The sequence below is a fragment of the Sandaracinus amylolyticus genome (genome assembly GCF_000737325.1).
Taxonomy (GTDB): Bacteria; Myxococcota_A; Polyangia; order Polyangiales; family Sandaracinaceae; genus Sandaracinus; species Sandaracinus amylolyticus.
In genome coordinates, this window is the sequence record NZ_CP011125.1 from 2,893,090 (window position 1) to 2,908,125 (window position 15,036).

11 protein-coding genes are annotated in these 15,036 nt (G+C 74.6%); 8 read left to right on the forward strand and 3 right to left on the reverse strand.

Annotation, left to right across the window (positions count from 1 at the left end):
• Nucleotides 1-3 precede the first annotated feature (3 nt).
• On the forward strand, nucleotides 4-921 hold the full coding sequence (locus DB32_RS12100) for an ArsA family ATPase (protein ID WP_053232583.1): 918 nt from the start codon (nucleotides 4-6) through the stop codon (nucleotides 919-921).
• Complete coding sequence (locus DB32_RS12105; RefSeq protein WP_053232584.1) at nucleotides 921-2,042, forward strand: ArsA family ATPase; 1,122 nt, start codon at nucleotides 921-923, stop codon at nucleotides 2,040-2,042. Before DB32_RS12100 ends, DB32_RS12105 begins: the two co-directional genes overlap by 1 nt.
• On the opposite strand, the gene DB32_RS12110 is transcribed toward DB32_RS12105, so the two are convergent.
• The gene (locus DB32_RS12110; RefSeq protein WP_053232585.1) at nucleotides 2,039-3,538 is read right to left on the reverse strand and encodes an MXAN_6640 family putative metalloprotease; all 1,500 of its coding nucleotides are present in this window, start codon (nucleotides 3,536-3,538) and stop codon (nucleotides 2,039-2,041) included. The two genes, DB32_RS12105 and DB32_RS12110, sit on opposite strands and share 4 nt — an antisense overlap.
• A gap of 2 nt (nucleotides 3,539-3,540) precedes the next feature.
• Nucleotides 3,541-4,386 carry an HmuY family protein gene (locus DB32_RS48135; protein ID WP_053232586.1) on the reverse strand — a complete coding sequence of 282 codons (846 nt, stop codon included), beginning with the start codon at nucleotides 4,384-4,386 and terminating at the stop codon, nucleotides 3,541-3,543.
• 75 nt (nucleotides 4,387-4,461) lie between these two features.
• Between DB32_RS48135 and DB32_RS12120 the strand changes: the two genes are divergently transcribed.
• Nucleotides 4,462-6,060, forward strand: a complete 1,599-nt coding sequence (locus DB32_RS12120; protein ID WP_053232587.1) for a S8 family serine peptidase — start codon at nucleotides 4,462-4,464, stop codon at nucleotides 6,058-6,060.
• On the opposite strand, the gene DB32_RS48140 is transcribed toward DB32_RS12120, so the two are convergent.
• Nucleotides 5,967-7,325, reverse strand: coding sequence for an HAD domain-containing protein (locus DB32_RS48140; protein ID WP_053232588.1), 1,359 nt, complete (start codon nucleotides 7,323-7,325; stop codon nucleotides 5,967-5,969). The two genes, DB32_RS12120 and DB32_RS48140, sit on opposite strands and share 94 nt — an antisense overlap.
• A gap of 133 nt (nucleotides 7,326-7,458) precedes the next feature.
• Between DB32_RS48140 and DB32_RS12130 the strand changes: the two genes are divergently transcribed.
• The 5 genes from DB32_RS12130 to DB32_RS48145 all read left to right on the forward strand — a co-directional run bounded on the left by DB32_RS12130 (nucleotide 7,459) and on the right by DB32_RS48145 (nucleotide 14,754).
• A complete protein-coding gene (locus DB32_RS12130) occupies nucleotides 7,459-7,902 on the forward strand; it encodes a hypothetical protein (protein WP_053232589.1) in 444 nt (147 codons plus the stop codon).
• Between the two features lie 56 nt (nucleotides 7,903-7,958).
• Nucleotides 7,959-8,630 carry an RNA polymerase sigma factor gene (locus DB32_RS12135; RefSeq protein WP_083457330.1) on the forward strand — a complete coding sequence of 224 codons (672 nt, stop codon included), beginning with the start codon at nucleotides 7,959-7,961 and terminating at the stop codon, nucleotides 8,628-8,630.
• Nucleotides 8,627-10,915 carry a hypothetical protein gene (locus DB32_RS12140; protein WP_053232591.1) on the forward strand — a complete coding sequence of 763 codons (2,289 nt, stop codon included), beginning with the start codon at nucleotides 8,627-8,629 and terminating at the stop codon, nucleotides 10,913-10,915. Before DB32_RS12135 ends, DB32_RS12140 begins: the two co-directional genes overlap by 4 nt.
• Nucleotides 10,916-10,937: 22 nt before the next feature.
• Nucleotides 10,938-14,027: a hypothetical protein gene (locus DB32_RS12145; protein WP_053232592.1), complete on the forward strand. Its 3,090-nt coding sequence runs from the start codon at nucleotides 10,938-10,940 to the stop codon at nucleotides 14,025-14,027.
• A gap of 400 nt (nucleotides 14,028-14,427) precedes the next feature.
• On the forward strand, nucleotides 14,428-14,754 hold the full coding sequence (locus tag DB32_RS48145; protein WP_169791423.1) for a four helix bundle protein: 327 nt from the start codon (nucleotides 14,428-14,430) through the stop codon (nucleotides 14,752-14,754).
• Nucleotides 14,755-15,036: the final 282 nt, after the last annotated feature.

Here is a 15,036-nt window from a genome sequence, read left to right on the forward strand (position 1 = left end):
CGCATGGCCTCGGCTCCCTCGGACACGCTCTCGCCTCGCGGCGCGCTCCCGCCCCTCGGGGCCGTCGTGCTCGTCACCGGCAAGGGTGGAGTCGGCAAGACGACGCTCGCAGCGGGCATCGCCGAAGCGGCGGCGGCGCGCGAAGGGCGCGCGGTGCTGATCGAGTTCGGCGACGGCGAGAGCGGCAAGCGCGTGCTCGGTCCGCGCAGCAAGGTCGCGCATCGTGTCGTGGATCCGCGCGACGCGATGGAGCGCGCGGTCGCGAACATCCTCGGCTCGACGATCCTCGCGCGCCTCTTCATCGGCAACTTCGCGGTGCGCCCGATGCTGCGCGCCGCGCCCGCGATGCGCGAGCTCGCGATGCTCGAGGTCGTGCGCATCTACGCGGAGGAGCACCCGGGCGCGCGCGTCGTCGTCGACATGCCGGCGACCGGGCACGGGCTCGCGTGGCTGCGCCTGCCCGTGCAGATGCGCGACATGTTCGCGTCGGGGCCGATCCACGATCTCGCGCAGCGCTTGATCGATCGGCTGGTCTCGCCGTCGCGCTGCTCGGTCGTGGTGGTGACGCTGCCGGAGCGGCTCGTGCTCTCGGAGACGATCGAGCTCTGCCGCGCGCTCGAGGTCGAGGTGGGCCTTCCGCCCGCGCGCCTCGTGGTGAACCGCTTCCCGCGCGATCTGCCCGCGGAGGCGTGGGACTCGGCGCGCGCGATCGCGGCGCGCGGCGGCGAGAGCGCGCCCGCGGCGCAGCAGCTCCTGCGCATGCTCGACGCGCGTCGCGAGGCACAGCGCGAGGCGCTCGAGATCCTCGGCAGCGCGGTGAAGACGAGCCTGCACACGCGCCCGCTGATCCTCCGCGAGCAGATGGAGGATCCGAGCGCGACCGACGTCGCCGCGTGGCTGACGTCCGAGGGCGCGGCCTGATGGCCACCAAGGTTCCGGTGACGATCGTCTGCGCGGGCGGCGGCGGCGTCGGGAAGACCACGTCGTCGGCGGCGCTCGCGGTCGCGCTCGCGCGCACCGGCAAGAAGACGCTGATCGTGACCGTCGATCCCGCGCGCCGCCTCGCGCACGCGATGGGCGTGGAGGTCACGGAGGAGATCCAGCCCGCGCACGTCGAGCCGGCGGTCGAGGGCAAGCTCTTCGCGCTCATGCCCGAGCCGCGTCGCTCGACGCCGACGTTCGCGAAGGTGCTCTACGAAGGGCGCCCCGACGATCTCGCGCGCGTGATGAAGAACCCGGTGTACCTGACGATGGCGGACGCCGCGGCGGGCATGCACGAGATCGTGTCGCTCATCCTCGTCGCGAAGGCGGTCGACGAGGGCGACTACGACTACCTGGTGATCGACACCGCGCCGTCGCGGAACGCGCTCGACTTCGTGTCGTACCCGGGGCGGCTCGCGGTGCTGTTCGAGGGGCGCGCCGTCGCGTGGCTGGGGAACCTCGCGTCGAACGTGGCGCAGCGCTCGCCCGAGGAGAACGATCGCGGCCCCGGGCTCTTCGCGTCGATGGAGAAGCGCGTCGAGGCGATGTTCGGGCGCATCCTGAACCCGCGCGTGCTGAAGGATCTCGCGCAGCTCTTCGCGGACCTCGCGCTGATCAAGGATCGCTTCGCGCGCTTCGCGCGGATGAGCGAGCGCATGCTGCTCGGCGAGCGCACGCGCTACTTGCTCGTGTCGGCGCCGACGGGCTCGGCGCAGGCGGACGTGTCGTTCCTCGGCAAGCGGCTCGCGCGCCTGAACCACGAGCCCACCGCGCTGCTGCTCAACCGCAGCGACGAGCGCGAGCCCGAGTGGATCGCCGCGCTGCGCGCCGAGGCGCCGGGATGGCCTCCGCTCGCCGAGGCGATGTCGCAGGTCGAGCACGAGTTCCAGGTGCGCAAGCGCGCGGGCGATCGCCTGAGCGCGGCGCTCGGCAAGGAGCTGGCGCGCGTGCCGCAGGTGCGCCTGCCGACGCTCGAGTCGCCCGATCCCGCGCAGATCGTGCGCGAGCTCGCGACGAAGCTCGAGCCGCACCTCGCGACGCTGGTGCGCCCGATCGGCTAGACGCGCCGGCGCAGCGCGGCGACGAGCACGAGCGCGAGGAGCCACCCGCGCGACGAGCCTCCGCGCGCGACGGTGCAGTCGCATCCCGAGCTCGACGTCGGGGGCGCGATCCCCGCGTCCGTGACCATGCCGGCGTCGTCGACCGGCGTGCCCGCATCGACCATCGTCATCACGTCGCGGCACCCCGCGAGCTCGACCTCGCTGCCGATGCACATCGCGGGCGCGCGCCCCGCGCCGTCGTCCTCGTCGAGCGCGCGCACGATCGTCACGATCGCGCTCTCGCCCTCCGATGCGTCGATCCAGTGCGGGCCTTCGCTCGCGGGTGCGGTGCGCGTCGCGCCGATCACGCCATCGGTCTCGGGCGTGACGAGCACGAACAAGCCCTCGGTCGCGCCCTCGCGACCCATCGGCTCGAGCAGGTCGACGCCGACCCGCGCGCGCGATCCGAGCGTCACGCGATACGAGCGCGACGAGCCGCGCAGCATGCGCACCCGCGTGTCGGCGTACGGCACCGGGAGCGCCTCGATCGCGAGCTCCGCGAGCATCGCGCCGCGCTCGTAGCTCGCCTCGGGATCGGCGCGGCGCCCGGTGCGCAGGTTCCATCGCGCGTGGTCGAGCCACGCCGCCTCGAACGTCGTCGCGTGATCGCGCTCGAGCGCGCTCGAGAGCACGTCGATCCACCGCGGATCCGCGACCCCGCGCGCGCCGTCCTCCACGTCGCGCACCACGCCCACGACCAGCTCGGGCCCGTAGCGCTCCGCGAGGAACTCGAAGAACACGCCCGCGCCGTACGTGTACGGATCGACGGGCCCGGTCGCGGACTGCTCGATCGAGCGATCGGTCGCACCGAGGTACGAGTCGGAGAACGCCTCGAGATCCTCGAGGGTCGGATCGAACGCCTCGCTCGCCCACACCGCGCTGCCTTCGCCGAGCACCGCCGACTGATCGGCGTCGTACGCCGCCTGCACCGCGTGGAAGAGCTCGTGGCTCGCGAGGATGCGGACCGCGCTGCGGCGGCTCGCGAACCCGTAGCCCGCGAAGTCGTTCTCCTGCACGACGTGCCCGATGCACGTCGTCGTGCACACGTCGCGGCGGAACGCGCCGGTCGAGCCACCGCCGAAGTTCACGAGGTACACGTCGAGGCGCCCGTCGCCGCCGTCGCCCTCGGGCACGCCCTCGTCGCCGAGCGGCGCGCGCAGCCCGAGCGAGACGTAGAACGCGAGCGCCTCGTCGTACGTCGCCGCGACCTCCTGCACGAAGTCGGGCACGCCGTCGGCGTCTGCGTCGGCGAGCGGCACCGTGTGCGTGCCCGCGCGCGTGAAGTGGATCGCGAACGCGCCGCCCGGCGAGTCGAAGCGCTCGACCTCGTCGCCCTCGTCGAAGCGGGGCGCGGTCGCGCGCACGTCGTCGGGGCGCAGCGCGATCTCGGCGCTCCCCGCGATCGGTGGAGCGCACGACGCGACGATCACCGCGAGCGCGACCGCGTGGAGGCGCATGATCAATCCAGGAAGGCCCAGCGCACGCGCATGTTCGCCGAGCCGGTCGGCGACGTCGGGCTGCCGCCCGCGTTGCACGCTTCCTGGTTCTCCGGCGAGTAGTACGAGATGACCTCGAGCTTCACGTGACGTCCTCCGCGCAGCTGCAGCACGTAGACGTTGCCCGTCATCTGCAGGCACATCGTCGGAGAGTACCGCCAGTAGCCCGCGAGGATCGTGTCGGGCGCGCCGGGAAGGCCGCTTCCGTCGCTCACGAGCGTGCACTCACCAGGGCTCGCCTCGGTGAAGTACTCCTCCTCGAAGAGCTCGAGCTCCGCGGGCACCTCGGTGACGCTCTCGAACGCCGGCGGCTCGCCCTCGGCGGTCGGCGGAAGTCGCGCGCCGGTGACGCACGACGGGCCCGAGATGCCGCTGTTGAGGCGGATGACGTAGCGGCGGAACGCGATGTCCCAGTCGGTCGAGAGGAGCGCGTCCTCGTCGCCGACGTCGACCTGCTCGAGCCCGTCGTCGGTGAAGCGCGCGTAGACGTACGAGGTCGTCGGCGAGGTGCCGCCCACGGGCATCGCGGTCGCGTCGACGTGGGTCGTGAACTCGCCCGCGGTCGTGCCTTCTTCGGTGATCAGACCCGCGGTCGCCGGGGGCTCGAAGAGGCGCAGCTCGGTGATCGAGGCCTCCTGGCAGCGCACGTCGTGCGCGGTGCACTGGGGCGCCGGTCCGCCGGCGTCCGAGCCCGCGTCCTCGACGCCCCCGTCGTCGTCCGCTGGAGTGGGTCCGCCGTCGTCGTCACCGCATCCGGCCGCGAGCGCCAGGATCGAGAGCAAGAACGAGCACATCTGGATCGACTTCATCACGTCTTCGAGCTCCGTCTCGGGCTCAGATTGTCGAGAACGGTTCTCAAAGTCAACGTGAGGTATTCTCCGCGCATGCGCACGATCGTCCGGCTCGTCCTCGCGCTCGCGTGCTTCGCGGGCGCACCCGTCGCGTCGGCGCAGCTCGCGCCCGATCCCGCGGTCGACGGCGGCGCGCCGCGCGCGTGGCGTGACGGCGAGCGCGTGCTGGTCGCCCATCCGCGCGGCGATGGCAGGGTGACGGTCACCACCGAGGGCCGCTCGTTCGTCGCGCGTGCCTCCGCCGAGGCGATCGTCGCGGGCGCGCTCTCGTCGCTCGATGCGCTCGCCGTCGACGTGGTGCGCGTGCTGAGCGAGCGACGCGGCGTCGCGCTCGTGCGCTCGCGCCGCGACGAGGACGGGATCGCGCTCGCGTCGCGCCTCGGCCCGCACGTCGGTCGCGAGCTGCGCTACGCGGTGCCCGATCTGCATCTGCGCCGTCGCGTCGCCGCGATCGACGTGCCGCCCGACGATCCGCGCTACGGCGCGCAGTGGTACCTCGGGCGCATCGACATCGAGCGCGCGTGGCGCATCGAGACCGGCGATCCGAGCGTCACCATCACGATCGTCGACAACGGGTGCGATCTCGCGCACCCCGATCTCGCGCCGCAGCTCCTGCCCGGTCGCGACGTGCTCGACGGCGACGACGATCCCTCGCACGTGCCGCTCGCGCAGGGCAACGAGCACGGCACCGCGTGCGCAGGGATCGCGGGCGCGCGCGGCGACGACGGGATCGGGATCGCGGGCGCGTGCCCCGAGTGCTCGCTGCGCTGCGTGCGCCTGCTCGCGCCGGACGAGAGCGAGATCCCGCTCTCCGCGGACGTCGAGGCGTTCCAGCTCGCGATCGATCGCGGCGACAGCGTCGTGTCGAACAGCTGGGGCTTCGTCGAGCGCATCCCGGTGCCCGCGCCGCTCGCCGAGGTCGTGGAAGCCGCGTTCACCGAAGGGCGCGGCGGGCGCGGCGCGCTCGTCGTGTTCGCCGCGGGCAACGACGATCGCGAGCTCGGCGACGAGGAGCTCACCGCGGTGCGCGGCGTGATCACCGTCGGCGCGCTGCGCAGCCGTGACGAGGCGACGTCGTTCACCAACCGCGGCGCGAGCGTCGATCTCAGCGCGCCGACGGGCACCGTCACGACCGACGTGACCGGCGCCGACGGGAACGACGAGAGCGACTACACCGCGCTCTTCGGCGGCACTTCGGCGGCGGCGCCAGTGGTCTCGGGGGTCGCCGCGCTCCTCTTCGCGGCGGCGCCGGAAGCGAGCGCGCAGGAGGTGCACGACGCGCTCATCGCGACCGCGCGCCGCGCGCCCTACGCGACGCCCGACGAGAACGGGCACGATCCGATCTACGGCTTCGGCGTCGTCGATCCGGGCGCGGCGCTCGAGCGGCTGCTCGCGGCGCACCCCCGGCCCGACGCGGGCATCGGCGCGGATGCCGGCGCCGGCGCGGACGCGCCTCCGGGCTGCTCGTGCTCGGCCGCCGGGCGCGGCCCGCGCGCGATGCCGCTGGGGTTGCTCGTGATCGCGCTCGCGTGGCTCGCTCAGCGCGTGCGCTTGTTCCACGGCTCGAAGCGCTCGATGTCTTCGATCTTCGGGAACGTGCCCTCGAAGCGCCAGCCGCGATCGTCGATGTAGACGCGTGCCGGCGGCTTGCTGCGCGGGATCGAGACGCGATCGACGATCTCCGGCGCGAGCCCGTGCGCGCGCAGCCACTCGCGCATCGCGTCGGTCGCGCCCGGCTCGCGCGTGCGCGTCGAGAGGATCGCGATCTCGAACGACTCGTAGAGCTTCGCGAGCCACTCGATCGCGCCCGGCACCGGCGGATCGGGGATCACCGTCCCGCCCTTCCAGCCCGACGTGTAGCTGTGCAGGACGCCGTCGAAGTCAACGCACACCGTGTCGCGCTTCCGCTTCTTGCGCGGCTTGCGCTCGCGCTTCGCCGGCTCGGGCGGCGTCGGCTCGGGCAGCCACGCGGGCGGCGGCTCGACCTCGTGCGCGTGCGCGGGCTGCGCGTCGCCGTACCACGCCGCGTCGTCGGTCGGATCGTCGTAGACGTAGACCGTCTCGGTCGTCTCGTGCGTGACGTACTCCTTCTCGGGATCGCCGAGCATCGGAGAGATCGCCGCGTGGCGGACCGGAAGGCGCAGCACCTCGCCGACGTCGACGCCGAGCTCGCGCGGATCGAGCAGCGGCGCGGCACGCGTGAGCGCCTCGCGCGGGTGCTCGACGTGCGGCACCGCGGGCAGCGCGTACGTCGCGGCGACGCCCTTCATCGACGGATCGATCTCGCCCGCCGCCTGGCGCTCCGCCCACGCCCAGACCGACTCCCACTTCGCCGCCGGCACCGGCACTGCGAGCGGCAGGATCACGCGGAACTTCGGGTGCTCCGGCGTGTGCGACCACGTCGTGTGCACGAGGTGGAACCAGTCCTGCCAGAGCGCGATCGCGTCGGGGATGCGCACGCCCTTGTCGTAGTCGAGCACCAGACAGGACACGTGCGTCACGCCCTCGCTGCCGCGCTCCTTCCATCCCTCGCGGTACACCGCGGGCGACCACAGGCGCAGATCGCGCTTCGCCGATGCGCGCGCGTGGAAGCGCATCTCCTCGGCGCGCGCGCGCATCGCGGGCATCGGGTCGTGGCCTCCGGCGCGCGCCTTCGCGCCCGCCTCGAGGATCGCGACGAGCCGCTCGCCCACCGCGGGCTCGCCCGCGAGGGCCTGATCGAGCGCGCGATCGATGCGCGCCATCTCGCGCGCGATCTTCTGGTGCAGCTGCGGCTTGAGCTCGAAGCGCCGGAAGCACGCCGCGAGCTCCGACAGCGTGAGCACCTCCGACAGCGGCTCGGTGTCGAACACGCGCTTGAACGTGCAGACCGGGAAGGTGGGAGCGCTCTCCTCCATGCGCGCCGAGCGTACTTCCGTTCTTTGATCGCGTTTGATCGTCTTTGAGGGAGGGGCGATCGCACGGGCCCGGTACTTCGTCGCGCAACGAGGGCGGCACGTCGTCGCCCGCACGAACGAGGACGGACATCCCATGGCGATCTTCTTCAGCGATCTCTACGTCGACACCCTCTCGAAGGCGCTGCTCGCGCCCGGTGAGCGCCTCGTGGCGCGCGCCAGCGGCCTGGACGTGCCGTGGTGGTCGATGGGCATCCCGATGCTCGCGAGCCACTATCTCGTGCTCGTCACCAACCAGCGCGCGGTCCTGGTGCGACACAAGCGCGGCTGGGTCACCGGCGACCGCATGGAAGAGGTCAAGAGCGTCGCGTGGAGCCAGGTGCAGCAGCTCAAGGTGAGCGGGCTCTTCGCGAAGAAGAAGCTCACGCTCGAGGCGGGCGAGGTGCGCCTGTCGCTCGCGGTGCGCGGCGGCTTCCTCGAGATCCCCGGCAACCTCGACGCCGCGAAGCAGGCCGTCGACACCTGGCAGCAGTCGAAGGCGCTGCCGGCCAGCACGGCCTCGTACGCCCGCGCCTCGTGATCGAAAAATCGTGAACCCGCCGGTTCGCGTCGCGCGTTCTACCCGGGAGAGCGACGATGCGGGGGGCTTTGGCGAGGACGGACGCAGTCCTGGACGAGGGCGAGCAGGGCGCGCGCGTGGTCGCGCTCTCTGCTCCATCCCCGCACGAGCGGGCGCTCCTCGAGCGACATCGCGGCGGCGACCCCGCGGCGTTCGCGGAGCTGATCGAGACCTGGCAGGCGCCGATCCACGGCTACCTCGCGCGCTCCGGCGTCGCCGCGCCGGAGCGCGACGATCTCTTCCAAGAGGTCTTCCTGCGCGTGCACGGCGCGCTCCGCGGCGCCGAGGGCACCGACGGGCTCCCGCGCGGCCCGCTCGGCCCGTGGATCTTCGCGATCGCGGTCAACGCGGTGCGCAGCCACTTCCGCAAGCAGAAGGTGCGCGCCGTGGTGTCGCTGCGCGACGACGCGGGCGACGCCACCGCCGATCACGCGCCGAGCCCCGAGGGCGCGCTCGTGATGCGCGAGACGACCGCGTGGGTCGAGGCGCAGATCGCGCGCCTGCCGCTCGAGCAGCGCGAGGCGCTCCTCCTGTGCACCGTGCACGGGCTCGAGCTGCGCGACGCCGCCGAAGCGCTCGGCGTGCCGGTCGACACCGTGAAGACGCGGGTGCGCCGCGCGCGCCTCGCGCTCGCCGAAGCGCGCGCCCGCCGAGCGCTGCGCGAAGAGAGAGAGGAGGGCGCACGATGAGCCTCCCGTGCGACGACGTGCGCGACCGCATCGCCGACGGCGAGCCGCTCGCCGAGGGCGACCTCGCCGCGCACCTCGCGACGTGTGACGCGTGCCGCGCGATCGCGGCCTCGCTCGTGGAGATCGACGCCGCGCTCGCGGCGATGCCCGAGCGCAGCGCGCCGCCCGCGCTGGTGCGCGCCACCATCGATCGCGCGAATGCGCCGCTCCCCGCGGGGCGCCTCGCGATCGCGGCGCTCGTCGCGGCGCTGATCGCGCTCGTGCAGGCGCCGTTCGCGCTGCTGCGCTGGCTCGCGACCCCGAAGCGCGCAGGGCTGGCCCTCGGCGCGAGCGCGCTCGGTGCGGCGGCGGTCGCGCTCCTGACCGTGCGCACCGCGCGCGTGGAGCTCGTGACCCACGCCGACACGACGGTCGCCGCGCTGCCCGAGGCCGACGACGGGATCGTGAGCGACGGCGACCTCGGCGGAGAGGGTGAGGCGCTTCGTGGCCCGCTCGACGAAGGCGGGGACGAGACCGAACGGGCGTGGAACGATCGCGACGTCGACGGACGGTTCGCCACGATGCTCGACGAGGCGCGCGGCGCGGCCGCGACGATCGACGCCGAGACCTGCGCGCAGCTCCGAGCGCTCGGGTACTTCAGCGGGACGTGCGGGGGCGACGCGCTCGCAGCGCCGCGAGAGCAGACCGTCGTGACGCGCGCACCGCGCGCCAGCGCGGTCGTCGTCGGTCAGCCGCCGATCGCCGGGCTCGTCGCCGACGACGCGCAGGACCTCCTCACGGCCACCACGACGACGCGCGACGACGATTGGCTCGCCTCGCTCGATCGGGTCGACGTGCCGACGCAGCCGCGCGCCGGCTGGTGGGAGAACACGTACGTGCCCGGCGATCCCGCGCTGCGGGTCCTCCACGCGCGCGTCGCGTCGCGCCCCGACGCGCTCGCGCTCGCCGAGCTCGCCGCGCCCACCACGCCCGCGCTCGCCGCGCCCCGCGACGCCGCGCTCGCGCTCGGGGTCCACGCCGACGTGCGCGCGACCGAAGGCGAGCGACGCGTCCGCGTCGAGGTCGCGCTGCGCGGCATCGAGCGCCCCGCCGGGCGCCGCGATCCCATGAACGTCGCGGTGGTGCTCGACGCGCGCCGCGGGCTCGACGAGGACGCGGAGCGTCGCGTCCGCGCGCTCCTCGGCGCGCTCGGCGCCGCGCGCGGCGCCCGCGATCGGGTCGCGCTGCACGCTGCGGGCGAGGGCGGCGGCGAGCTCGTCGCGCTGGGCGCGCTGCGCCACGGCGAGGTCGAGGTCGCGCTGCGTGCTCTCGGCGTGCTCACCGCCGACGAGCCCGACGTCTCGCTCGCCGACGCGCTCGGCGCCGCGATGCGCGCCGCGGGCGGAGGCGAGGGCGCGGGTCTCGTCCTGCTCCTCACCCCCGATGCCGCGCTCGACGCCGAGAGCGAGTCCGTCGTGCACGCCGGCGCGCTCGCGGGCATCTCGACCACGGCCATCGCCATCGACGACGCCGCGTCGCTCGCCGCGCTCGATCGCATCGCGCTCGCCGGGCACGGCCGCCGTCGCGCGCTCGCCGACGACGCCGAGCGCGCGGTGCGCGACGAGCTCGAGATCGCCTCGCGCGTCGTCGCGCGCGCGGTGCGCATCGAGCTGCGCCTCGCCGAGGGCGTGCAGCTCGTCGACGTCGTCGGCTCGCGACCGCTCGACGCCGAGCACACCGCGCGCGCCCGCGAGTCCGAGCGCACCGTCGATCGCGAGCTCGCGTCGAGCCTCGGCATCACCGCCGACCGCGACGACGCCGGCGAGGGCGTCGTGATCTACGTCCCCGCGTTCCACGCCGGCGCGTCGCACGCGGTGCTCCTCGATCTCCTCGTCTCCGGCCCGGGCCCGCTCCTCGAGGCGGACGTGCGGTTCAAGGATCTCGTCCGCCTCCGCAACGGGCGCGCGACCGGCGCGCTCTCGATCGCCCGCGGCCGTCCCGAGCGCGGCCCCGCCGAGCTGCGCGTCCTCGCGCGCCTCGTCGCGACCGAGATCGCGCGCGCGCTCGACGAGGTCGCCGATCACCTCGAGCGCGGCGACCACGCTGCCGCGCGCGACCGCGCCGCGCAGGCCCGCGCGCGCCTCGACGACGCTACCACCGCGCACGCCGGGCTCGCGCCCGCGCTGCTCGCCGAGCGCGCGCTGCTCGATCGCGTCGACGTCGCGCTCGCATCGCCCTCCGAGCTCCTCGCCGCGTCGCTCCGCTACGCGTCGCGCCGCCACGTCGTCGTCCCCGACGCGCTGTAGCCCTTTCGAACACGAGGTCCTCATGTCGCTGGCCCGCTTCGTCGCGGCCGCCGCGCTGTCGGCGTCCGTCCTCTCGTCGTCGCTCTTCCACCACGGCACGGCGCTCGCGCAGGAAGGCACCGTGCGCGTGCCGCTCGCGACGTGGCAGCAGCTCGCGTCCGCGGCGCCCACCGCGCCCCGCGCGTCCATCGGCGTCACCCGCGTGATGATCTCCGTCGACGACGAGCTCGTCGCGACGGTGCGCGCGAGCGTCGCGATCCGCGCCCGCGAGGCCGGCGCCGAGGCGCTCGTGCTCCCACCCGGCGTCGTGCTGCGCGAGGCCAGCGCGAACGGCGCGCCGATCGATCTCGCGCCCACCCGCGACGGCCTGGTGTGGATCGTCGAGACCGCCGGGTCGCACTCGCTCGAGCTCGTCTACGACGTGCCCGGCGCCCGCGCCGATGACGGCGCGTCGATCGGCATCCCGCTCCCGCTCGCGCCCTCGGTGCAGGTGAGCGCCGTGCTCCCCGCCGATGCCGCGTCGGCCAGCTTCGTCCCCGCGATCAACCCGCACTTCGAAGACGGTGTGCTCGAAGCCATCGTCCCCGGCGGCAGCGGCGCGCTGCTCGCGTGGCGCACCCTCGAGGCCACGACGACCCCCGCGCCGAGCCGCGCGCTCTATCGCGGCGAGCTCGCCTCTGGCGCGGTGCGCTTCGAGGCCGAGCTCGACGTCGAGCTCGCGCATGACGAGGCCGTGCTGGTGCCGCTCTTCCCGCGCGACGTCGCGCTCGCGGTGCTCGAGGTCGATCGCACCGCCGCGCCCATCCGCACCACCGACGACGGCCGCCTCGCCGCGCTGGTGCGCGGCCGCGGGCGCCACGTGCTGCACGCGACGTTCGAGGTGCCCATCACCTCGGAGCGCGGCCTGCCCGGCGCGCGCGTGCCGATCCCCGAGGTGCCGGTCTCGCGCTTCGAGCTCGCGATCCCGGGCGACAAGGACGTGCGCGTCGAGCCCGCCGTCGCGGTCCATCGCACTCGACGCGGCGCGAGCACGCTCGTCAGCTTCCACGTGCCGATGCGCAGCGAGGTGCAGCTCGCCTGGCCCGAGGCGCTGCCCGAGACCGCGGAAGGCGCGCCCGAGCTGCGCGCCGCCGCGACGCTGGTGCACGTGGTGCGCGCCGAGGAGGGCCTGCTGCGCGCGACCGCGCACGTCGAGTACCAGCTCGCGCGCGGCAGCGCGTCGCGCCTCGAGCTGCGCGTGCCCCACGGCGTCGAGGTCGACGCGGTGCGCGCCGACGCCGCCGAGGTCGCCGACTTCCGCGTCGCCGGCGAGCGCGAGCGCGTGCTCACCGTGTTCCTCGATCGCGCGTTCGGACCGACGCTGGCGCAGGACGTCGTCGCGCTCGAGATCGACTACGAGGTGCTGCTCGGTCGCGCCGGGCCCTTCGAGGTGCCGCTGCTCGAGGCGCGCGGCGTGCGGCGCCAGCGCGGGCTCGCGGCGCTGCTCGCGACGCGCGACCTCGTGCTCGAGCCCGCCTCCGAGGAGGGCCTCGTGCGGGTCGGCGAGAACCAGCTCCCCGCCGCGATCCGCGCCCGCATCGACGCGACGATCGCGCACGTGTTCCGGTGGTCCGACGCCCCGCCCGCGCTGCGCGCCACCACCGCGACGCGCCCCCGCGAGGCCGCGCGCTTCGACGCGCGCCTCGACGCGCTGGTCTCGCTCGGCGACGCGTCGACGACCGCGTGGGCCGCGATCGACGTGCGCGTGAAGTCGGGCAGCCTCTCCGAGCTCGTCGTCGCGCTGCCCGAGGGGGCGAGCCTGCTCGACGTCGTCGCGCCCTCGCTGCGCGAGCACCGCCTCGAGGGCTCGCGGGTGCGGCTCTCGTTCACCCAGGAGATGGAGGGCGACGTGCACGTCGAGCTGCGCTGGGAGCGCATCGTCGCCGCGGGCGAGACCGAGCTCGACGCGCCGATGGCGCACGTCGAGGGCGCCGACGTCGAGCAGGGCCGCGTCGCGATCGAGGCGACCGCCGCGGTCGAGGTCGAGCCCGCGCGCGCCGAGGGGCTCTCGCCGGTCGAGGTCTCGGAGCTGCCCGAGGAGCTCGTGGTGCGCAGCGAGAGCCCGGTGCTGCTCGCGTATCGATGGGCCCACGCGTCGCCGGCGCCGCGCCTCGCGCTGCGCGTCGCGCGTCATCGCCGCGCCGAGCTGCGCGAGGCCGCGATCGACGACGCGACCTACCGCACGCTGGTCACGAGCGACGGGCTCGCGGTGACGGTCGCGACGTGGATGGTGCGCAACGAGCGCGAGCAGTTCCTGCGCGTCGCGCTGCCCGCGGGATCCGAGCTGTGGTCGGCGCGGGTCGGAGGCCGCGCCGAGACGCCGGCGATCGCGGGCGACGTGTTGATGATCGGCGTGGTGCGCGCGGAGGGCGCGTTCCCGGTGGAGATCGTCTACGCGACGCCGATCGCGCGGCTCGGCGCGCTGGGTCGCCTCGCGCTGCCGCTGGCGCGCCCCGAGGCGATCGCGGCGCGCACGCGGTGGGAGGTGCTGCTGCCCGACGGAGCGCGGTGGAGCGCGCCCTCGAGCGAGCTCGCGGTGCGCTCGCGCGAGCCGGCGGTCGGCGAGGCGCCGTTCGTGCACGGGATCGCGATGCAGGGCGGCGAGCGCATCGTGCTCGAGGGGCTGTTCGTCGAGCGCGAAGGGCGCGCGCCGAGCGTGTCGATCGCGTACGCGTCGGGCGCGGGCGTCGCGCTCGGGTGGCTGCTCGGGATCGTCGGCGCGCTGCTCGTGTGGGTCGGGCTGCTGGGCGTCGTGATGGCGCGGAGCGGCGTGATCGTGGTGCCCGAGCAGGGCGAGGCGGGGATGGTGGAGCTCGCGACGTATCGGGTGGCCGCGAGCGCGCAGCGCGCGACGACGACGAGGCGCGGCGTGGCTGCGCTGGCGGCGAGCGCGGTGTTGGGCGCAGCGGTGTTGGCGGTCGCGCTGGGGTGGCTCGAGACGAGCGCGTGGGGGCCGGTCGGGATGTCGGGGATGTTCGTGGCTGGGCTGGGGATCGCGGCGCGGAGGAGGATCGCGGGGTGGCTCGCGAGCGTGCGGGCGCGGGTGGGGGCGGGGGCGGCGGGGCCGGGGTGAGCGTGTCGGCGTGGGGGCGTGAGCGTGAGCGTGAGCGTGGGCGTGAGCGTGAGCGTGAGCGTGAGCGTGTCGCGTGAGCGTGAGCGTGAGCGTGTCGCGTGAGCGTGGGCGTGAGCGTGAGCGTGTCGCGTGGGCGTGAGCGATCTGCCGCCTCCGACGCGCGCGGGAGAGAGCCGCTCGGGATCCTCAGCTTGCCGCGGTGCTCGGACGCGTCGAGGACGGTCGCTCCGCGACCGCCGTGCTCGCAGTGCTCGCCATGCTCGCTGCGCTGCGCGTGGCTGCGCGCTGCTCCGCGCGGCGCTGCGCTGCGGGCGAGCGGAGCTCGTCCTCGCTCCGCGTCCCCGACCCGCCCTGCGCGCCGTGGCGGGGGTGGGGCGCCCGAACGGGCGAGGAGGTCACGATGCTGAAGGTCTACACGGTCGCACGACAGGCACTCCGGCGGATCGGCGCGATTGCGAGCCTGATCGAGAAGCACGACGGAGATCTCGCGCGACAGATGCGACGCGCCGCGACGTCGGTGCTGCTCAACCTGCGCGAAGGATCGCAGTCGCAGGGGCGGAACCGAAACGCCCGCTACTGGAACGCCGCGGGCAGCGCGAACGAGGTGCTCGGTTGCCTCGATTGCGCTGAAGACCTCGGATACGTGCGCGACGTGGATCCGAGCCTGCGCGCGGAGCTGAGCCACGTGGTCGGCGTGACCGTGCGCGTCGCGCGCGGACCGCGGTGAGACGAGCGCGGCGGGCGTCGGACGCGACGCCCGCCGCGCCGCACCTCGGGTGATCGGTGCGCCAGTTCCACGCGGCGCCGCCGCGCCGGACGTTCCGGCGGGCCATTTCCGCGCGGCGCTGCGGCGCCGGACGTTCCGGTGGGCCATTTCCGCGGCGCGGTGCGGCGCCGGACGTTCCGGTGGGCCATTTCCGCGGCGCGGTGCCGCGCCGGACGTTCCGGTGGGCCATTTCCGCGCCGCGCTGCCGCGCCGAACGTTCCGGTGGGCCATTTCCGCGGCGCG

What these genes read in the sequence shown, in the direction of transcription:
- DB32_RS12145 (WP_053232592.1), top strand. Translation starts at nt 10,938, where the DNA reads ATGTCGCTGGCCCGCTTCGTCGCGGCCGCCGCGCTGTCGGCGTCCGTC.
- DB32_RS12110 (WP_053232585.1), bottom strand. Translation starts at nt 3,538, where the DNA reads ATGCGCCTCCACGCGGTCGCGCTCGCGGTGATCGTCGCGTCGTGCGCT.
- DB32_RS48145 (WP_169791423.1), top strand. Translation starts at nt 14,428, where the DNA reads ATGCTGAAGGTCTACACGGTCGCACGACAGGCACTCCGGCGGATCGGC.
- DB32_RS12100 (WP_053232583.1), top strand. Translation starts at nt 4, where the DNA reads ATGGCCTCGGCTCCCTCGGACACGCTCTCGCCTCGCGGCGCGCTCCCG.
- DB32_RS12105 (WP_053232584.1), top strand. Translation starts at nt 921, where the DNA reads ATGGCCACCAAGGTTCCGGTGACGATCGTCTGCGCGGGCGGCGGCGGC.
- DB32_RS48135 (WP_053232586.1), bottom strand. Translation starts at nt 4,386, where the DNA reads ATGAAGTCGATCCAGATGTGCTCGTTCTTGCTCTCGATCCTGGCGCTC.
- DB32_RS48140 (WP_053232588.1), bottom strand. Translation starts at nt 7,325, where the DNA reads ATGGAGGAGAGCGCTCCCACCTTCCCGGTCTGCACGTTCAAGCGCGTG.
- DB32_RS12140 (WP_053232591.1), top strand. Translation starts at nt 8,627, where the DNA reads ATGAGCCTCCCGTGCGACGACGTGCGCGACCGCATCGCCGACGGCGAG.
- DB32_RS12120 (WP_053232587.1), top strand. Translation starts at nt 4,462, where the DNA reads ATGCGCACGATCGTCCGGCTCGTCCTCGCGCTCGCGTGCTTCGCGGGC.
- DB32_RS12130 (WP_053232589.1), top strand. Translation starts at nt 7,459, where the DNA reads ATGGCGATCTTCTTCAGCGATCTCTACGTCGACACCCTCTCGAAGGCG.
- DB32_RS12135 (WP_083457330.1), top strand. Translation starts at nt 7,959, where the DNA reads ATGCGGGGGGCTTTGGCGAGGACGGACGCAGTCCTGGACGAGGGCGAG.